The sequence below is a fragment of the Arthrobacter sp. Cza30 genome, assembly GCF_059090765.1.
Window position 1 is genome coordinate 19,013 of the sequence record NZ_JBNHGA010000004.1, and the last position, 16,675, is coordinate 35,687.

Annotated in this window: 23 protein-coding genes and 1 tRNA gene; 18 read left to right on the forward strand and 6 right to left on the reverse strand. The window is 71.2% G+C overall.

Going from position 1 to position 16,675, the window contains the following annotated elements; genetic code table 11:
- Nucleotides 1-124 precede the first annotated feature (124 nt).
- Nucleotides 125-772, forward strand: a complete 648-nt coding sequence (locus tag AC5RVZ_RS13620; protein ID WP_494066307.1) for a TetR family transcriptional regulator — start codon at nt 125-127, stop codon at nt 770-772.
- 1 nt (nt 773) lies between these two features.
- Here AC5RVZ_RS13620 and AC5RVZ_RS13625 read toward each other — a convergent pair whose 3' ends face one another.
- The 3 genes from AC5RVZ_RS13625 to AC5RVZ_RS13635 all read right to left on the reverse strand — a co-directional run bounded on the left by AC5RVZ_RS13625 (nt 774) and on the right by AC5RVZ_RS13635 (nt 2,514).
- Nucleotides 774-1,343 (reverse strand): dihydrofolate reductase family protein, encoded by a 570-nt coding sequence (locus tag AC5RVZ_RS13625; RefSeq protein ID WP_494066308.1) that lies wholly within the window; start codon nt 1,341-1,343, stop codon nt 774-776.
- Between the two features lie 47 nt (nt 1,344-1,390).
- Nucleotides 1,391-1,777 carry an RNA-binding S4 domain-containing protein gene (locus AC5RVZ_RS13630; RefSeq protein WP_494066309.1) on the reverse strand — a complete coding sequence of 129 codons (387 nt, stop codon included), beginning with the start codon at nt 1,775-1,777 and terminating at the stop codon, nt 1,391-1,393.
- A 149-nt stretch (nt 1,778-1,926) separates the two neighbouring features.
- Complete coding sequence (locus AC5RVZ_RS13635; protein ID WP_494066310.1) at nt 1,927-2,514, reverse strand: GNAT family N-acetyltransferase; 588 nt, start codon at nt 2,512-2,514, stop codon at nt 1,927-1,929.
- A 127-nt stretch (nt 2,515-2,641) separates the two neighbouring features.
- Here AC5RVZ_RS13635 and AC5RVZ_RS13640 point away from each other — a divergent pair.
- Together AC5RVZ_RS13640 and AC5RVZ_RS13645 are read left to right on the forward strand one after the other, a co-directional pair.
- Nucleotides 2,642-2,715, forward strand: a tRNA-Pro gene (locus AC5RVZ_RS13640).
- A 135-nt stretch (nt 2,716-2,850) separates the two neighbouring features.
- Nucleotides 2,851-3,459: a hypothetical protein gene (locus AC5RVZ_RS13645; RefSeq protein ID WP_494066311.1), complete on the forward strand. Its 609-nt coding sequence runs from the start codon at nt 2,851-2,853 to the stop codon at nt 3,457-3,459.
- Between the two features lie 14 nt (nt 3,460-3,473).
- Here AC5RVZ_RS13645 and AC5RVZ_RS13650 read toward each other — a convergent pair whose 3' ends face one another.
- A complete protein-coding gene (locus AC5RVZ_RS13650; RefSeq protein ID WP_494066312.1) occupies nt 3,474-4,565 on the reverse strand; it encodes an aromatic acid exporter family protein in 1,092 nt (363 codons plus the stop codon).
- 104 nt (nt 4,566-4,669) lie between these two features.
- Here AC5RVZ_RS13650 and AC5RVZ_RS13655 point away from each other — a divergent pair, with 104 nt between their 5' ends.
- A complete protein-coding gene (locus AC5RVZ_RS13655) occupies nt 4,670-5,599 on the forward strand; it encodes a hypothetical protein (protein ID WP_494066313.1) in 930 nt (309 codons plus the stop codon).
- Between the two features lie 25 nt (nt 5,600-5,624).
- Here AC5RVZ_RS13655 and AC5RVZ_RS13660 read toward each other — a convergent pair whose 3' ends face one another.
- Nucleotides 5,625-5,849: a hypothetical protein gene (locus tag AC5RVZ_RS13660; RefSeq protein WP_494066314.1), complete on the reverse strand. Its 225-nt coding sequence runs from the start codon at nt 5,847-5,849 to the stop codon at nt 5,625-5,627.
- Between the two features lie 200 nt (nt 5,850-6,049).
- Here AC5RVZ_RS13660 and AC5RVZ_RS13665 point away from each other — a divergent pair, with 200 nt between their 5' ends.
- From AC5RVZ_RS13665 to AC5RVZ_RS13675, 3 genes are all read left to right on the forward strand, one after another.
- Nucleotides 6,050-6,472, forward strand: coding sequence for a hypothetical protein (locus tag AC5RVZ_RS13665; RefSeq protein ID WP_494066315.1), 423 nt, complete (start codon nt 6,050-6,052; stop codon nt 6,470-6,472).
- Nucleotides 6,473-6,509: 37 nt separating this feature from the next.
- On the forward strand, nt 6,510-7,079 hold the full coding sequence (locus tag AC5RVZ_RS13670) for a mismatch-specific DNA-glycosylase (RefSeq protein WP_494066316.1): 570 nt from the start codon (nt 6,510-6,512) through the stop codon (nt 7,077-7,079).
- A 104-nt stretch (nt 7,080-7,183) separates the two neighbouring features.
- Nucleotides 7,184-7,516 (forward strand): ribosomal maturation YjgA family protein, encoded by a 333-nt coding sequence (locus AC5RVZ_RS13675; RefSeq protein WP_494066317.1) that lies wholly within the window; start codon nt 7,184-7,186, stop codon nt 7,514-7,516.
- On the opposite strand, the gene AC5RVZ_RS13680 is transcribed toward AC5RVZ_RS13675, so the two are convergent.
- Nucleotides 7,513-8,229, reverse strand: a complete 717-nt coding sequence (locus tag AC5RVZ_RS13680; RefSeq protein WP_494066318.1) for an NADPH-dependent F420 reductase — start codon at nt 8,227-8,229, stop codon at nt 7,513-7,515. The genes AC5RVZ_RS13675 and AC5RVZ_RS13680 overlap by 4 nt on opposite strands.
- 108 nt (nt 8,230-8,337) lie before the next feature.
- Between AC5RVZ_RS13680 and AC5RVZ_RS13685 the strand changes: the two genes are divergently transcribed.
- The 11 genes from AC5RVZ_RS13685 to AC5RVZ_RS13735 all read left to right on the forward strand — a co-directional run bounded on the left by AC5RVZ_RS13685 (nt 8,338) and on the right by AC5RVZ_RS13735 (nt 16,675).
- Nucleotides 8,338-9,330, forward strand: coding sequence for an aldo/keto reductase (locus tag AC5RVZ_RS13685; protein WP_494066319.1), 993 nt, complete (start codon nt 8,338-8,340; stop codon nt 9,328-9,330).
- Nucleotides 9,331-9,427: 97 nt separating this feature from the next.
- Nucleotides 9,428-9,856, forward strand: coding sequence for an SRPBCC family protein (locus AC5RVZ_RS13690; protein ID WP_494066320.1), 429 nt, complete (start codon nt 9,428-9,430; stop codon nt 9,854-9,856).
- Between the two features lie 47 nt (nt 9,857-9,903).
- Nucleotides 9,904-10,203, forward strand: coding sequence for a DUF1905 domain-containing protein (locus AC5RVZ_RS13695; RefSeq protein ID WP_494066321.1), 300 nt, complete (start codon nt 9,904-9,906; stop codon nt 10,201-10,203).
- 215 nt (nt 10,204-10,418) lie between these two features.
- Nucleotides 10,419-10,808 (forward strand): type IV pilin protein, encoded by a 390-nt coding sequence (locus AC5RVZ_RS13700; RefSeq protein ID WP_494066322.1) that lies wholly within the window; start codon nt 10,419-10,421, stop codon nt 10,806-10,808.
- A 163-nt stretch (nt 10,809-10,971) separates the two neighbouring features.
- A complete protein-coding gene (locus AC5RVZ_RS13705) occupies nt 10,972-11,346 on the forward strand; it encodes a type IV pilus modification PilV family protein (protein WP_494066323.1) in 375 nt (124 codons plus the stop codon).
- Complete coding sequence (locus tag AC5RVZ_RS13710; protein ID WP_494066324.1) at nt 11,343-11,864, forward strand: PilW family protein; 522 nt, start codon at nt 11,343-11,345, stop codon at nt 11,862-11,864. Before AC5RVZ_RS13705 ends, AC5RVZ_RS13710 begins: the two co-directional genes overlap by 4 nt.
- Complete coding sequence (locus AC5RVZ_RS13715; protein WP_494066325.1) at nt 11,861-13,417, forward strand: bactofilin family protein; 1,557 nt, start codon at nt 11,861-11,863, stop codon at nt 13,415-13,417. The genes AC5RVZ_RS13710 and AC5RVZ_RS13715 overlap by 4 nt, the downstream gene beginning before the upstream one ends.
- Nucleotides 13,418-13,420: 3 nt before the next feature.
- A complete protein-coding gene (locus AC5RVZ_RS13720; RefSeq protein ID WP_494066326.1) occupies nt 13,421-14,248 on the forward strand; it encodes a prepilin peptidase in 828 nt (275 codons plus the stop codon).
- Nucleotides 14,249-14,280: 32 nt separating this feature from the next.
- Nucleotides 14,281-15,330 carry a pilus assembly protein PilM gene (gene pilM / locus AC5RVZ_RS13725; protein ID WP_494066327.1) on the forward strand — a complete coding sequence of 350 codons (1,050 nt, stop codon included), beginning with the start codon at nt 14,281-14,283 and terminating at the stop codon, nt 15,328-15,330.
- On the forward strand, nt 15,330-15,974 hold the full coding sequence (locus AC5RVZ_RS13730; protein ID WP_494066328.1) for a hypothetical protein: 645 nt from the start codon (nt 15,330-15,332) through the stop codon (nt 15,972-15,974). Before pilM ends, AC5RVZ_RS13730 begins: the two co-directional genes overlap by 1 nt.
- Nucleotides 15,971-16,675, forward strand: coding sequence for a hypothetical protein (locus AC5RVZ_RS13735; protein ID WP_494066329.1), 705 nt, complete (start codon nt 15,971-15,973; stop codon nt 16,673-16,675). Before AC5RVZ_RS13730 ends, AC5RVZ_RS13735 begins: the two co-directional genes overlap by 4 nt.

The following is a 16,675-nucleotide window of genomic DNA, read 5'->3' on the forward strand; positions in this document are numbered from 1 at the left end:
GGGTTCCTTCGTTCACGGCGGCGCGGAGGCCGGCCGAGGGCACGGGCGCATCGTCGGGCCGTGAGGGCGAAGATCGATTATATGACAGTCTCTGCCACGTTGGCAGCAACTGTAGGATGACGATGTGACGACCGAACCCGACGCCGACGCCCCGCTGGGGCTTCGAGAGCGGCGACGCCGCGAGACGGCGCGCGAGGTGTCGGATGCCGCGATCGAGCTCTTCGAGCGCAAGGGCGTCCACGGCACGACGGTGGACGACATCGCGCAGGCGGCCGGGATCTCGCAGCGGACCTTCTTCCGGTATTACGCGACCAAGGAGCACGCGCTCTTCGTCGAGGACGAGGGCTTCGACACGGTCATGCGGGAATCGCTCCAGGCGATCCGCGGGGGTGCGTCGATCGTCGCGGCGCTGGAATCGGGGTGGATGCGCCTGTTCGACGAGTTCGATCGTCGTCCCGCGGACCGCGCGCGGGCGCTGCGCGTGCGGCGACTGATCCACGCCGAGCCGAGCCTGCTCGCTCTCGCCCTCGCGAAGGATGCCGAGCACGAGGACCGGCTGACCGACGCGGCCGTGGACGCGGCCGGCGCCGACGCCGACGTGCTGATGGCCCGTGCGCTCATCGCGGCGGTCGGCACCGCGACCAGGCTCGCCTTCGACGAGTGGGCGCGCCGCGCCGAGATGGGCACGCCGGCGCGGGTGCGCGAAATCTACGCCGAGGTGCGGCGCGGCCTCGCCTCCTACGCGACCCAGCTGGGCGAACTCCCGGCCTGACTCAGGCCGTCGCGTGCGTGGGCCGGTAGCGCACGGCGACCGCCCCCGACCGGAACTCGCGGCGCTCCACCAGCTCGAGCCGGACGCGCTCGTGCAGGCCGGCGAGCAGCGTCGGGCCGTGTCCGGCGAGGACCGGATGCACGACGAACGTGTACTCGTCGATCAGCCCGGCGTCCGCCAACGCCGAGGGGAGCGTCACGCCGCCCACCAACAGGCCTTCCCCAGGCTCCTGCTTGAGCCGCTGCACCGCTTGTCCGAGGTCGCCTCGCACCAGCTCGGCATTCCAGTCGACCCCGCTCAGCGTGCTCGACACGACGTACTTCTTGGCCCGGTCGATGGTCTCGGCGAACGGGACCTCCCACTCCCGCATCCATTCGGGCCACGTGCCCGTGCCCGGCCGCCGCCACGCCGACTCCATCATCTCGTAGGTCGTCCGACCGAACAGCAGGGCATCGGCTCGTTCCATCTCGGCGGTCCAGTAGCGCATCGACTCCTCATCGGGCGGGAGCCCCGCCTCGTGATGGCAGCAGCCGTCGAGGGTCACGTTGATCGCGTACCGAAGTGGTCTCATCTGATCGCTCTCCTTTGCTACGGGCAGGGTCTGATCGACGCGGGTCCTCAGCGGTGAAGATCTTCGTCGCGGCCACGGAGCCGGTCGATCTCGCGCCGTTCCCGCTTGGTCGGACGGCCGGCGCCCCGGTCCCGGATCGCGATGACGCCGGCGAACTCGCGCGGCGGGGGCGGGGGCGTGCGGTCCTCGACCGCTTCCACGGCCACGGCCGCCCCCACGCGCTTGGAGATCGGCTGCTTCACGACGAGGACCCGGTCGAACCCGTGGATGCGCACCCGCAGCTCGTCGCCGACCCGGACCTGCTGGGCGGCCTTCGCGCGCTCGCCGTTGACCCGGACGTGTCCGGCGCGGCACGCGGTCGTCGCGGCGGAGCGGGTCTTGTACACCCGGACAGCCCACAGCCACGCGTCGACCCTGACCGCGGCATCCGTCATGATGCTGTCCTTCCGGCTGAGGCGTGGTCCGAGCAGGGCCGGGCGCGTGCTTCCCCTCGTGCGCCTGCCCCCATCATCGTCGCATGACGGATGCCTCGCGCCGCCTGGGCGCTGCGTCGTGCACCGGTGGTGGAGGCGGGCCGCGCGCGTCAGCCGCTCAGCTCGAGCGAGACGATGGCGAGGTCCGGCCGCGGCCGCGCCACCTCGCGGAAGCCGGCGTCTCGGAAGGTCGACAGGATCCCGTGGTAGAGCTCGTTCGAGGATTTCCGGCGCCCGCTCGCGGGGTCGAGGGGGTACGCCTCGAGCACGCGCGCGCCGCTCGTGCGCGCATAGTCGATGGCCGCCTCGAGCAGCCGGGCGTTCACGCCGATGCGCCGATGCTCCTTCCGCACGACGAAGCAGCTCACGGCCCACACGGAGGGGTCGTCCCACGGCTCCTGGGAGTGCGCGGCGTAGTTGCGCGTGCGCGCCAAGCGCACCTGTCTCGTACGGGGGCCGACGCGCACCCAGCCGGCAGGCTCGTCGTCGACGTAGGCGATGAGCGCCGGCGGCGGCCCCTCGTCGAGCTCGCGCCGCAGCATCGCGGTGCGTTGGTCGCGCGTGGTCGTGTTCCACTCGGTGCCGGGCATCATCCACCATTGGCACTGGCAGGACGCGCCGTCACCGCCGCCCGTCAGCGTGTGCTCCGCGTCATCGAACCGGTCCGGTGTGGCGGGCTTTATGGTGATTCGCGCCATGTCGCGACGGTAGCCGGGGGTGACGACACCGACAAGACTCGTACGACGCGCCGGGCCCGCGGCCGGTTCGCGGCGGATCCTCCGAGCGGGTAGGATGGGGGAGTTGTCCGCGCGCGAGCGCGGGCTTCGGGATGTGGCGCAGCTTGGTAGCGCACTTGACTGGGGGTCAAGGGGTCGCAGGTTCAAATCCTGTCATCCCGACAGAAACGTCAGAGGGTCGGCCGAAGGCCGGCCCTCTTTCGTGCTCGCGGGAGGTGACGTTCCGCACGACGCGCCGCGCCTGCTCTGGGGAGCGGGGGCCGACCGAGTCTGCGGCACATTCGCACCATAACCCGCGTGCTCGCCGGCATCCTGGCGACGATCTGGGCGCTGCTGGCGCTTCCGCCTCAGGCCGTCGAATGGCAGCGCTGGTGGGCCTCGGATTCGCCGCACACGTGGGTGCGCTGGCTCTACGACGCCCTGCCCTACCGTGCTCTCGAGCGGGCGCTCGCAGCGCAGGGCCTCGATGACCGCTATCTCGTGTTCGGGGTCGCCATCGTCCCTTCGATGCTCCTGGCGTGGTGGGCCATGAACCCAGCATTGTGTCGCTTCGGCCCCCTCGGGCGCGCGCTCAGCGGCGGCTGGCTGGTCCTCGCTCCGGTGACACTGCTCAGCTACCTGAACCACCCCTCCGACGCGCCTCTTCACGCGCTGTGGGGCGCCGAGGCCTTCGTGCTGGCGGCGATCTTCCTCTTCTCGATCGTCGTCGCCGTCGCGGCTGCTCGGCGGCGCGGCGTTGCGCTCCGAATCCGGCTCCTGCTCGCCGCAACCCCGCTGATCGGCATCGCGGCGACGCTGGCGGGAGGATACTGGCCGCACGCGACCATGATCGGGATCGGCGTGCAGAGCATCGTGCTGGCAGGTTGGTCGCTCGCGGATCGACGGGGCGAACACATCCGTCCATGATCCCTGCGTCCCGTTCAGACGAACGCGCGTGACACGTCGATGATCCGCCGGAGGCACAGCTCGATGGCTGCGCCGGTCGCCACGTCGGAACGGCCACCGGGACGCGGCATCCCGAGCGCCCGCTCGTACGCCTCGAATGCGCGGGATGCCTCCTCCAGGCGCGCCGGCCCCTCGGGGTGACCGAGCGGCGTGGCCACAAGGGTCGCCACGCGGCGGATGGCCTCGGTCAGTTCGTCCCGGACCGCGGAGACCACGCCGCCGTCGTCGGAGGACTGCAGCTCCTCGAGCAGGTCCACCAGATCGCGCGTGAGGAACGCCGTCCGCTCGAGCGCGGAGAGGCGGTGGGCGTTCTCCTCCTGGACGTGCGCCTGGCGGCGCCGACGGGGGTTCGCGCGGCTGCTCTCATCGGCCTCGCTCACGTCCGCGCTGACCGCCGAGATCCGGTCCGACAGCTCGGTGAGCGCGGCGCTGAAACTGTCGCGGTCGATCTCGCCGCTCGCGACAGCGTCCGCCGCATCCTCGAGCACGCGGGTGACCGCTTCGCGCAGTGTCGAGAGCCGTTCGCTCGCCCGGCGGAGGTACAGCGGCGGCAGGAGCAGGAAGTTCACCGCCACGCCGACCAGCACGCCGAAGGCCATCGTCACGAGGTACGACACCGAGAACTCCTGCGGCTGCGCTCCGGCGGTGAGCAGCACGAAGAGCCCAGCCAGCGGCACCCAGTCCCGACCTGCGCCGAAGACACGGAGGCCACCGGTGAGCACGGCCACGCCCAGCACGACCGCCAGCACGATGCCTCCGGGCACACCGAGGCGCGCGGCCGCGGTCCCCGCGAGTCCCAGTGCGATCCCGGCCGCGATCCCCAGCAGGACCTGCCACCCCACGCGCAGCGACCGGGCGATCGTCGGATGCATCGTGACGAGAGCGCCCAACGGCGCGTAGTACGAGTACTCGGCCTGGGCGAAGGGGATGAGCGGGGCGAGGTACCACGCCAGCACCGCCGCGAGGGCCGTCTTGGCGGCCAGCAGCACGCGGGGCTGCTCCGCGAGCCGCGCCGTGAAGGATGCCGCGCGCCGCAGCGGCCTGCGACGAAGGCTGTCGTCGGTCATGCCGCCTCCTTTCGACGCACGCAACGGTAGGCCGTCGACCTGGGCGATGCACACAGCCGTGAAGTGGCATCCGACCGCCGACACGTCGTAGCGTGAGGCGCGACATGAGGAACCAGCGCGCTGTGTCGGAGGGATCGGCGGCTGTCCGCACCATCGCGTTCTGGGCGGCGATCCTTGCGACGCTGCCGTATCTCGCGCTCAAGGTCGCCTGGATGGCAGGCCTCACTGTCGGGCTCGAGGACGAGGCGGCGATCGAGGCGATGCGGACCCCGCGGTTCGTCGTCGGCAACGCCGTGACCGCCGCGATGGAGCTGGCCGCGATCGCGTCCGCTTTCGCACTCACGCGTCCGTGGGGCCGGCGCGTTCCGGGGTGGCTCGCGACCGTGACCGCAGGCGCCGCGACGGGGCTGCTCGTCCCGATCCTGTTCGGGCTGCCGCTGGGGATGGTGCTGCAGGCGGCATCCGGTCGACCGTTCACCGCGGCGGAGGACGGAGGCCTCGCCGGGTGGGCTTTCGTTCTGGTCTACAGCGGCTTCGGTCTCCTCGCCGCCGCGCTCGCGGTGCTCTTCGGCCTCTACGCCGTCACCCGGTGGGGCGCGCTGCTCTCGGGTGCGCCGCGCCCTCCGAAGCGATGGGTGAGCCTGGTCGGCGCGGTCGGTCTGCTGCCGATCGGGGTCGCCATGACGGTGTGGGGCGTCCTCGGCCCCGGCGCCCTCGGACCGTCCGGCATGACGGCGCTCGACCAGCGGATGAGCCTCGTGGTGACCGGCGTCCTCGCGATCGCCGCTTTCCTGGCGCCGCAGCGGCGCACGTCGTCGCTGCGGGCGGCGCGAGCGCGGTGGGCGGTGCTCTGGACCGGCTGCGCGTGCGCGGCGCTGCAGGGTGTCGCGCACCTCCTGCTCGCAGAGGGCGGGCGTCTCCAGCCCGTCGTCGCGATCCTCGCCGCTCTCGCCACACCCGGTGCGGCGGTCTTCTACCTCGGGGTCCTACGCGCCTCGCAGCGCGGCGCGGGATCCGGCGGCCGGGGCGAATAGGAGCGCAGTGTCGACGGGCTGTTCGTCAGTCCGTCGGCCGCGTCTCGTCGTCGGCGATCTCGGGACCGTCCCGGCGGAATGCGCGCTGCGTCTCGATGTCGTCGGCGTCGTCCGGCAGAGGCTCGGTCTCGCGGAACGGCTCGGCGTGTGCAGCTCCGGGGTGGCCCTGAACCATGCCGCGCGTCTCCTGCTCGAGCTGGTCGTCGAGCTCCTGCGCGTGCTTGGTGTTGCCGCGTTGTGCGTCGCTCATCGTGCTTGTTCCTTCCCTTCCGCGAACGTAGATCGACGCCCACAGCATCCGTACCCGGTTGACGGCGGCGCCCGACGCAGCTAGCGGCGCGAACGCACCGCTGAGGCTGCCCGGGCTAGCGACCGCGCCCTTGCGCGGCAAGCCCCTGGGCTCTCCGCGCGTCGCGACGCACAGTGGTGCCAACCACCGAGGAGGTACACATGGCTGACGACAAGGACGAAGAAGTGCAGGTCGAAGGTGCCGGCCCCGACGGCGGGCACATCCGGCAGGGGCCGGAGGCATCGTCCTCGCTGAAGTACTCGCAGGAGGTGACCTCTCCCGACGAGGAGCCGGAGCGAGAAGGGCGAAGCCTCGCGACCACGAGCCACGACGTCATCCGCCAGTGGGCCGAGGACCGGAACGCGACGCCGGCCACCGTGGAAGGCACCGAGCAGGAGGGACACCTCGGTGTGCTGCGCCTCGACTTCGGCGACGACTCGCAGTCGCTGAAGCACGTGAGCTGGGAGGAGTGGTTCGGGACGTTCGACGAGCGCGGCCTGAACTTCATCTACCAGGAGACCCGCTCGGACGGTTCGCCGTCGAACTTCTTCCGCCTCGACAATCCCAACCGCGAGGACGGCTGAATCGCCCCGGTGAGCGGCGCTCCGCCAGACTGAGGGCATGGGGTTCACGCGCGCCGAGCTGGAGAGCTTCCGTGGGCGCAGCGTCCCCGACCTCATGCCGGAGCAGCCCCGCCTGGTGTTCATCGGCATCAACCCGGGGCTGTGGACGGCCGCGACCGGCGCGCACTTCGGTCACCCGGGCAACCGGTTCTACCCGGCGCTGGTCGCGGCCGGCATCCTCCCGCGCCTTCCCAGGATCGACGACGACGGGATGCCTCCGGCCGACCGCGGCATGCTGCTGAACGCGGGCATCGGCATCTCGAACATCGTGCACCGCGCGACGGCGCGCGCCGACGAACTGACCCGCGCCGAGCTCCGCGACGGCGCCGCCCGGCTGGCGGTCGACGTCACGCGATGGCGCCCGCGGGTCGTGGCGATCGTCGGCGTGACGGCATATCGCACCGGGTTCGCCCGGCCCCGCGCGCAGGCCGGGCGCCAATCGGACTCCCTCGGCGACGCCGAGCTGTGGGTGGTGCCGAATCCGAGCGGACTGAACGCGCACGACACCGTCGCCTCGCTCGCCGACGCGTACGCCGAACCCGCCCGCGCGGCGGGGGTCATCCCGTGACGCTCCCGCCTTCGCGCGGCCGACATCGGGCGGCGGCTCCTCCTGCTCCGGGTCGCCCGCAGACGGTGCGCAGACTCGTCGCGGCGGGGTGTCTCTGCGCTGTCGTGCTGGCCGGTCTCCTCGTGCACGGGTTCCTTCCCGACACCGCGGCCACGGACATCGCCGGCGACGCGCTGTACGCGTCGGCCGTCTTCCTGGGGCTCGTGGTGGTGGCGCCGCGGTCGCACCCGCTTCTGGTCGCGGGGATCGCTGCGGCGTGGTGCCTGGCGGTCGAGCTGTTCCAGCTCACCGGCATCCCGCTCGCCCTCGGCGCGGTCTTCCCGCCGGCGATGCTGGTCCTCGGGACGGTGTTCGACGCTCGCGATCTCGTGGTGTACCTCATCGGCGTCGCGGTGATCGCGATCGGAGACCTCACCCTGAGGCGGATCGGACGCTAGGCCGCCGCGTCGGGCGTCGACGACCGGGCGCGCGCGAGCATCCGGCCGCGCTGCGAGTCGGCGAACCGGGCGAGCATGTGCCGCAGCTCGTCGGCGTCGACGTCCGCGCCGAACGGCTCGGTGCCCGGTTCGAGCCGCACCCCCTCGGCGAGCGGTCCGACCACGACGGGGTCGAATCCGAGCGCGTCGACGATGCCCGCCGCGGCCGCCACATCGTCGGGGTCGTCGCCGGCGATCCCGATCGCCTTCCGGCCGGCCGTCCCGCGGGGCCGCGCTTCGTCCTCGAGGTCGCGGTACCCCATGTGGTTGAGCGCCTTCACCACGCGCGACTCGGCGAGGAACGCCTGCACGATCTCACTGGTCGACGTGCGCGGATCGCTCAGCTCATTGCGCAGCCCGTCGACCTCCCACCAGTAGTTCATGGCGTCGAGCACGAGCTTCCCCCGGAGCGCGTCGACCGGGAGGGTCCGGTGCTTTCCCAGCGGCAGGGCGAGGATCACCGCGTCGGAGTTCCGGGCGACGACGGATGCCTCGGCGGCCACCGCGCCCGGGGCCACGGTCTGGATCGTGGATGCGATGCGCTCCGGAGCGCCCGATCCCGCGATGACCACCCGGAAGCCGGCCGCCAGGGCCAGGCGGGCGAGGACCGTGCCCACCCTGCCGGCACCGATGATCCCGATCGTGCGGATCGGGTGCGCCGTGCTGCCGTCCACCGCTTCATGCTATCGCCGCGTCCGTGGGGCCGGCGGCTCGGCCGCCGGCCCCACGAGCGTGACATGCTGGACGCGTCACCCGGCCCGCGTCATCCAGAAGGAGCCACCATGCAGCAACGACCACTCGGCCGCACCGGACGCGAGGTGTCGGCGATCGGCCTGGGAACGTGGCAGCTGGGTGCCGACTGGGGGGCGGTCACCGAGGAGGACGCGAACGCGGTGCTGGCGGCATCCGTCGATCGCGGCGTCACGCTGTTCGACACCGCCGACGTCTACGGCGATGGCCGCAGCGAGTCGATCATCGGCGCCTTCCTGGCCGAGCGCCCCGGCGCCGGCGTGACAGTCGCCACCAAGATGGGGCGGCGCCTGGCGCAGGAACCCGAGAACTACACGCCCGAGAACTTCCGCGCCTGGACGGAGCGGTCGCGCCTCAACCTCGGCGTGGACACGCTCGACCTGGTGCAGCTGCACTGCCCGCCCTCGGCCGTCATCGACGACGACGCGACGTACGACGCGCTCGACGAGCTCGTCGCCGATGGTGCGATCGCCGCGTACGGTGTCTCGGTCGAGACCAGTGCGCAGGCGCTCGCCGCCATCGCGCGCCCGAACGTCACGAACGTGCAGATCATCGTGAACCCGTTCCGGCTCAAGCCGCTCGACCAGGTGCTGCCGGCCGCCGCCGAAGCGGGAGTGGCGATCTTCGCGCGCGTGCCCCTGGCCTCGGGCCTGCTGTCGGGTAGGTACACGGCGCAGACGACGTTCGCCGCCGACGACCACCGCACCTACAACCGGCACGGCGAGGCGTTCGACCGCGGCGAGACGTTCTCGGGCGTCGACTTCGAGGTGGGCGTCGAGGCAGCCCGCGAGCTGGCGGCGGCCCTTCCCGAGGGCGTGTCGCTGCCGGCCGCGACGCTCGCGTGGATCGCGGCGCAGCCCGGTGTGACCAGCGTCATCCCGGGCGCACGGAACGTGCAGCAGGCGCAGGCGAACGCCGACGCCGCGGCGCTCCTCGAGGGAAGCTTCGACCTGGCCCCGTTCGACCGCGCCGTGCACGAGGTGTACGACCGGCGGCTGCGCGAGGCGATCCACCCGCTCTGGTGACGTAACGGGCGCGGCATCTGTTCCGCGCGCGGTCAGCGCTGCCGCCCGATTCCCGGAGGCCGGGCGTCGCCGCGGGTGGGGCGCTAGCGTGTCAGCCATGCATGAGCTGACAGAGCGCGCGCTGGTGGCGGCATCCGTCGACGCGGTATGGGCGGACCTCACCGCGGCCGACCGCCTCGCGCAGTGGATCTGGCCGGAGCGCTTCGAGACGACCGCGACCGTGGAGCTGTTCGAGCTGGGCCGGTGGGAGGTGCGGTCCGAGGTGGCCGACCTCGCCGTCGAGGCGAAGATCCTGACGTTCGAGGCACCCGTCAGCCTGCGGCTCGCATGGCGCTGGGCCGGCGAGGAGGGGTCCACCGACGTCGAGATCACGCTCGCGCGCACAGCGGATGCCGCCACCCGCGTCACCGTCCGACATGCGGGCTTCGCATCCGAGGAGGAGCGATCCAGCCACGTCGAGGGGTGGTCGAACTGTCTGCAGCGCCTCGTCGACCGCTACGGCGGCCCGCCGGGGGAGCACCTGTGAGCGTCTTCTCTCGGAGCGATGTCGCGGCGCGCGGGTAGCCTGACGCCGTGATCATCGAGTTCGAGGGCGCTGTCTTCCGCTGGGACGGCCGCGACGACACGTCCTGGTACTTCACCACCGTGCCGCCGGAGCTCAGCGACGACATTCGCGAGATCCCGCGGCCGCCTCGGGGCTTCGGCTCCGTGCGGGTGCGGGCCCGCGTCGGCGGCTCGGAGTGGCAGACCTCGATCTTCCCCGACTCGCAGCGAGGGGCGTATCTGCTGCCGCTGAAGAAGGCGGTGCGGGATGCCGAGTCACTCGTCGACGGTGGACCGGTCACCGTGAGACTCGATGTACTGGACGGGTGACCCGTCGTCACGCAGGCGCGCGCGACGTTGAGGATTCGCTGATCTGCTCTTGAGGATCTCAGGTTGACAGATCATGAGAAGTCTTTAATGATTGACCGCGAGGTAAGGATCATGCGAAGGCATGAAATCGGATCTCAGCCTGACGAGACTGGGCGACTGGGCGAAAACGCGGTCTATCAGGGATGTTTCTTCATCCTTCAGAAAGCGAGCCGCCAATGCGTTCCTTCATCCGCAACTACATCGAGGCCGAGAAGGCCCGCCGTGAGGAGTCCGGTGAGGCCGGCTTCTCGCTCATCGAGCTCATCGTCGTCGTCGTGATCCTCGGCATCCTCGCCGCTGTGGCCATCCCGATCTTCCTGAACCTGCAGGCGGACGCTTCGCGCAACGCGCTGGAGGCTGCGGCCGCAAATGCCGCGACCCAGGCCTCGTCCTCGATCGCCCAGGAAGCAGCGGACACAGAGGACTTCGACAACCTGACGGAGGGTGACATCACCGTGGCGTGGGTTGGCACCAGCCGAACGCTCGACGGCTTCTGCGTTTCCGCGTCCCGTGGTGGCGCGACGAGTGGTGTCGACTACGCGACGGCCGGTCCTGGCTGCCCGTAACACTTCTGACCGGCCTGGTCCGGCGCTAGGGAGGGAGCGCCGGGCCTGGTCCGCCCGACCGATCGCCGGCGTGACACCCGAACCGCGCCGCATCAGACCGGCCAGGGTCGCCCCAAGCCTGGGGGGCGGCCCTGGCCTGAGCGCTTCGTCAGGAGGTGACATCGTGACACGCACCGAGGAGGGTTTCAGCCTCGTCGAGGTCATCATCGCGATGTTCCTCCTCGGGCTGGTCGCGGTCGCGATCCTTCCGGCGCTGTGGCAGGGCCTCCTTCTCTCCGTGCAGCAGTCCGCAACGGCGACGGCCTCTCGTCAGATCCACGCGCTGCTCGAGGAGACCCGCGAGAACCCCACGTGCGCGCAGATCGCCACTGCGACCGCCAGTCGCACCATCACGACCGGTTCCGGCCAGAGCATCGTCATCTCGGGCACCTCCGGTGCCTGTCCCTCGACGAACAAGACCGTCAGTGTGCGACTGACGGCTGTCGACGGGAGCGGCGACCGACTCGCGGACCTGACCGCCATCGTGTACGTGCCATGACCCGCGATGACAGCGCCGAGGCCGGGCTGACGCTGATCGAGCTCATCATCGCGATGATGCTGGCCCTGCTCGCGCTGAGCGCGATCACCACGGTGCTCGTGCTCTCGTGGACGACCCAGCGCGATGTCGACAGCGTCAACACCGCCACCAACCGAGGACAGACGATGGGTGCCACGATCGAGCGCGCCGTGCGCAACGCACTCGAGTTCGACGTCTCCGCCGACGGCTCGCAGCTCCGGGTGCGCACGTCGCTCGATGGCAGCCTCGAATGCCAAGGGTTCTTCCTGACAGACGGAACCGCGCGCTTCTCGCAGTCCTCGGCGACGCTGACCGACCCCAGCACGTGGACATCCTGGCAGCAGGGCATCGCCCGCGCGGACGGCGCCGACTACTTCACCCGATCCGGTGACACGGTGAGGTACGCGTTCGATGTCCGGACCGATTCCGCGTCCGTGAGATTCCTCGGCGAAGCGGCCTCCCGCTCGGCGGCGACGGGGGTGAGCGCACCGTGCTGGTGAACACACGGATCCGGCGTCCGCGCGGGGACGACGACGGTGCTGTTCTGATCACCGTCCTCGTGGTCATGCTCGTCGGGTTCATCGTGGCGAGCACCGTCGCAGCATCCGTCATCTTCACCGTCACCAGGAACGACGCCACCAGGAACGACACGCAGGCGTTCGTCGCGGCCGAGTCCGGGCGCGACGTCGCCGTCGCCGCGCTGGCCCGGGGCTGCGCGAGCACGACGTTCTCGGGAACGACACCGCGCTACGAGAGCGCCATCTTCGTCACCACGGGGGATCGCCCCGACACCGCGACCGACCCGGGGGTGACCGCGGGATGCCCGACCCGCGAGAGCCGGTACGTCGTGATCCGGTCCACCGGAACCGCGCCGGACGGATCCACCACGACGATCGACTCCGTCTACCCCTGGCAGGTCTTCCCCTCCGAGACGCCCGGCGGTGTCGTCACGTACTTCTCGGTCAGCTTCAACGCCGGCGTCTCGCGCTACACCGGCGACCTCGTTCTTCGCCACGGTGACTGGTCGTGCAACATCGGCGGGGTGCTCGACGGCGACCTGTACGTGCTCGAGGGCACGGTCGAGCTCAGCAACAACTGCACCATCAACGGGAACGTGTGGGCCAGCGGCGACGTGACGAGCTCGAGTCAGGCCGTCACGATCCGAGGGAACATCACCACCAACGGCGCGGTGAGGATCTCGGCCAACGGCGGCGCGCTCATCGAAGGCAGCATCACCGCCAAGGGGCCGATCGCGCTGACCGATGAGGGAAGCACCCCAGCGCGGGTCACCGGAAGCCTCACGTCGCGCGGCGCGATCACGGTCGGCTCCAAATGGACCGTCGACGGCACGCGAACCCCGTCGCACACGAGCGACCCGGTGTTCACGCCGACTCTCTCGTGGCTGGGAGCAGCGACACGCTGGATCGACCTCGACAACACCGGCTGGGGCGCCGCCTACGCCGCAACCGATCCCTGCCGTCTGGTGAGCAACAACCCGAGCCCGACCATCGCGTCGCTGCTCTCCACCGCCGGGGACCCCCTCGTGCTGGACTTCACCTCGTGCGGGAACGGCGCCGTGACGATCTCGCTGAACGGGGCGACCGTGCGCCGAGACGTGGTCTTCATCGCGAAGCCGTCGGTGAGGATGGTCGTCTCCGTCAGCGGCACGATCAGCGAAGCCGGCGGGCCGCACCAGATGGTTTTCGTGCACTCGGACGCCAGTCGCAACTTCAGCGGCGGCGAGCCCGTGCCGCACTGCGGCAACGGCTCGCAGAACGACAAGTTCGACGTCTCGGGGTCCATCGACCCCGATGTCCACATCATGATCTACTCACCGTGCGGCCTCACGGGAACGACGACCTCCAGCTTCTCGGGCCAGTACTACACGAACGACGTCACGCACATGCACTCCTCCGCGACCTACACCTGCGAGCCGATGGCGTGGAGCACGGCCTTCGAGCAGCTGGGCTGCCGGATCACCGGCGACGGCGGCCTGGTGGAATCTTCGGTGATCCAGCGGCTCGGCGAGCTCGTGTACCAGAGCGAGGACTGACGCGTGAACAGTGCCGCATATGCCGTCGTCCTGGCATTCGCCGGACTCTTCGGGCTGGCGATCGGCTCGTTCCTCAACGTGGTCGTGTATCGCGTGCCCGCCGGCATCCCGCTCACGCGCGAGAGCCGGTGCCCCGCATGCGATGCGCCCGTGCGGCCCTGGCAGAACGTGCCCGTGCTGTCGTGGCTCGCGCTCCGCGGCCGCTGCCGCGACTGCGGCACTCCCATCTCGCGCCGGTACCCGCTCGTCGAAGCGGCCACCGCCGTCGCGTTCGTCGGCGTCGTGGGCCTGCTGTTCGCGCAGGCCACGCCGACGGCGGGCACGGGAGCGGCCACCGCCGTCATCGCGGCGTACCTCTACTTCGCGGCGATCACGATCGCGCTCACACTCATCGACCTCGACACCCACCGGCTGCCCAACGCCATCGTGCTGCCGAGCTACCTCGTCATCGGCGCGCTGCTCACGCTCGCGTGCCTGCTGGGTGCCGAGTGGGCGGCGCTGCTGCGGGCGGCGCTCGGCGGGGTCGTGCTGTACGCGTTCTATGCCCTCCTGCGCCTCGTCCGCCCGGGAGGCATGGGAGGCGGCGATGTGAAGCTCGCCGGCGTCGTCGGCCTGTGCCTCGGGTGGCTCGGCTGGGGAGCCCTCGTCGTCGGCGCCTTCGCGGCCTTCCTCCTCGGTGGGATCTTCGGCATCGCCCTGCTCCTGACGCGCCGCGCGAGCCGCCGCACCGCGATTCCGTTCGGGCCATGGATGCTCGCAGGTGCGTGGGTCGGCATCGCCGCGGGGGAGTGGCTCGCGCAGTCGTACATCGGACTCTTCGTGGTCGCCTGACCGGCGCACGACATCAGCAGGAAGGACGGGTCATGGCGAAGACGATCGTGGGACTGGAGATCACCGAGGAAGGCGTCCGCGCCGCCGAGGTGACCACCGGCGGCAAGCCGACCCTCGTCGCGAGCGGTTCCGTGCCGCTGCCTCCGGGAGCGGCGAAGGACTCCGAGGTGTTCGACGCGGATGCCGTCGCCCTGGCGCTGCGCCAGCTGTGGAGCCGCGCCGGAATCAAGAACCGGCGCGTCGTGCTCGGCCTCGGCAGCCGCCGCATCCTCGTCCGCGAGTTCACCACGCAGGCCATGCGCCCCGACCTCCTGCGTCAGGCGCTGCCGTACCAGGTGCAGGACCTCCTGCCGGTGCCGCTCGACCAGGCCGTGCTCGACTTCTACCCGGCCTCGCAGGAGGGCGATCAGGTGACGGGCCTGCTGGTGGCCGCGGTGGCCGAGACGGTCGAGGAGCTCATCGCCGCCGTTTCGAAGGCCAAGCTCACGGTGGATGTCGTCGACCTGGCCCCGTTCGGGCTCGCACGCGCCGCCACCAAGGTCACCGCGCCGCACGAGGCGGTGGCCGCCTTCCACCTGGGCGACCACACGAGCTACGTCGTGGTGATCGAAGGAGGCATCCCGCGCTTCGTCCGCATCATCCCCGTCGACATCGTGACCGGCGCGGTGCGGGCACGCGAACTCGCTGCGCTGGCCGAGGTCGCCGAGGAGAGTCAGCCCGAAGAGGCCCTCGAGACGGTCCCTCCCACCGACGGCGCCCCGGCGCGCCGCATCCGGTCCGCGAGCCGGGCACCGCGGCCGACCGGCATGTCGGAATCCGCCGTGGCCGACCTCGCCGCGCGGCTGCGCAGCACCCTGGCGTTCTACGCCGACCGCACCGGCGCGCAGCCGGTCAGCAGCGTGCTGCTCAGCGGCGCCGGCGCGGCGGCTCCCGGCGTCGCCGCGGCGCTCGCGGCCAGCCTGCCGATCCCGGTCGAATACCTCGACGTCGGCCAGGTCATCACAGGCAGGCTCATGCCGGAAGGCGAGGATGCGTTGAATCTCCTGGCGACCGTCGGGCTGGCGATGGGCGGCGCCCGCTGATGGCCACCGCCAACGCGGCCGTCCCGCAGTGGGGCGGCGCGCCCCGCGTCAATCTCATGCCGCGCGCTGAGACCGAGCGTCGCGAGCGATCCGCGCTCGCCCGCCGCTGGGTGGGCGCGCTCCTGGCGGCGCTGCTGCTCGTGGGCGCCGCATCGGCCGGCGCGTTCTACCTGCAGTTCTCGGCCGCGTTGCGACTGGCCTCCGAGAACGCCCGCACCAGCGCGCTGCTGACCGACCTGGCGGCACTGGCGGATGTGCGCCAGGCTCTCGACCTCGGAACCGAGCTGCGCGGCTACCGCGCCGACGCCATGGCCAACGACCTGTCGTGGAGCGGACTGCTGCGGACGGTGCAGAGCGCGCTGCCGCCGGGCGTCAGCACCTCCGGGTTCAACCTCACTCCCGGGGGGATGCCACAGGGCGACGACCCGACGGTCGAGGTCGGCGTGAGCGGCACGGTGACGCTCACCAGCGCCACGCCCGCCGAGATCGTGCCGATCATCCGTGCGCTTCGCGCGCTTCCCGGTGTGCTGGAAGCGGACGGCTGGCAGGTCATGGAGGAGCAGGGCGCCTACACCTACGAGATGCGCCTCACCGTCGACCAATCGATTTACTCGGGTGCGTACGCCGAGGAGGTCGACGAGTGAACATCCCCAAGCAGCTGATCAATCTGCTCGGCGCGGTCGTCGTCATCGGCGTCGTCGTCGCCGGCGTGTGCCTCATCGCCCTGCCGATGTACGGCGCGTCGCAGACGACCGATGCGCAGGCTCGCACCGTCGCCCAGACCAACGACGTGTACGAGATCCAGGTGCAGCGGCTCTCGGCCGACAAGCAGCGCATGACCGAGATCACCGCCGGTCTGGCGGAGCTGCGCCGCGAGATCGCCGCGATCCCGAAGCTGGACGACGTCCACGAGATCATCCTCGCCGCCGCGGCCGACACCGGAGCGACGATCACCAGCGTGGTCGCTGCGGAACGGGAGCCGTGGGCGCCGATCGTCCCGGGCGCCGAGGACGGCGGCGCCGAGGCCCCCGCCGCCGGCGCCACGCCGCCCGCGGACGCGCCGACGGCAGCCGCCGAGCCGGGCGCAGACGCCCCCGCCGGCGCCGCGACCGGTGGCCCCGCCGATACGGCGCCCGAGGCATCCGCGCCCGCCGACGCCGAGGCGTCGCCGCAGCAGCAGATCCCGCTCACGATCACCGTCGAGCTCGCCGACGCGACGCAGGCGGCCGCCTTCATCGACGCGCTCGGTCGAGGCCCCCGTCTTCTCTCGCCGACCAACGGCACGCTGACCGACGGGACGACCCTCGTCGTCTCGGCACTGGCCTTCATCCGCACCGAGGAGTGA

Bases quoted from the DNA above. Each gene is read 5' to 3' on its own strand.
- AC5RVZ_RS13690 (WP_494066320.1), top strand. From the start codon at position 9,428: ATGCATGAGCTGACAGAGCGCGCGCTGGTGGCGGCATCCGTCGACGCG.
- AC5RVZ_RS13730 (WP_494066328.1), top strand. From the start codon at position 15,330: ATGGCCACCGCCAACGCGGCCGTCCCGCAGTGGGGCGGCGCGCCCCGC.
- AC5RVZ_RS13650 (WP_494066312.1), bottom strand. From the start codon at position 4,565: ATGACCGACGACAGCCTTCGTCGCAGGCCGCTGCGGCGCGCGGCATCC.
- pilM (WP_494066327.1), top strand. From the start codon at position 14,281: ATGGCGAAGACGATCGTGGGACTGGAGATCACCGAGGAAGGCGTCCGC.
- AC5RVZ_RS13630 (WP_494066309.1), bottom strand. From the start codon at position 1,777: ATGACGGATGCCGCGGTCAGGGTCGACGCGTGGCTGTGGGCTGTCCGG.
- AC5RVZ_RS13710 (WP_494066324.1), top strand. From the start codon at position 11,343: ATGACCCGCGATGACAGCGCCGAGGCCGGGCTGACGCTGATCGAGCTC.
- AC5RVZ_RS13625 (WP_494066308.1), bottom strand. From the start codon at position 1,343: ATGAGACCACTTCGGTACGCGATCAACGTGACCCTCGACGGCTGCTGC.
- AC5RVZ_RS13655 (WP_494066313.1), top strand. From the start codon at position 4,670: ATGAGGAACCAGCGCGCTGTGTCGGAGGGATCGGCGGCTGTCCGCACC.
- AC5RVZ_RS13635 (WP_494066310.1), bottom strand. From the start codon at position 2,514: ATGGCGCGAATCACCATAAAGCCCGCCACACCGGACCGGTTCGATGAC.
- AC5RVZ_RS13665 (WP_494066315.1), top strand. From the start codon at position 6,050: ATGGCTGACGACAAGGACGAAGAAGTGCAGGTCGAAGGTGCCGGCCCC.
- AC5RVZ_RS13685 (WP_494066319.1), top strand. From the start codon at position 8,338: ATGCAGCAACGACCACTCGGCCGCACCGGACGCGAGGTGTCGGCGATC.
- AC5RVZ_RS13670 (WP_494066316.1), top strand. From the start codon at position 6,510: ATGGGGTTCACGCGCGCCGAGCTGGAGAGCTTCCGTGGGCGCAGCGTC.
- AC5RVZ_RS13660 (WP_494066314.1), bottom strand. From the start codon at position 5,849: ATGAGCGACGCACAACGCGGCAACACCAAGCACGCGCAGGAGCTCGAC.
- AC5RVZ_RS13700 (WP_494066322.1), top strand. From the start codon at position 10,419: ATGCGTTCCTTCATCCGCAACTACATCGAGGCCGAGAAGGCCCGCCGT.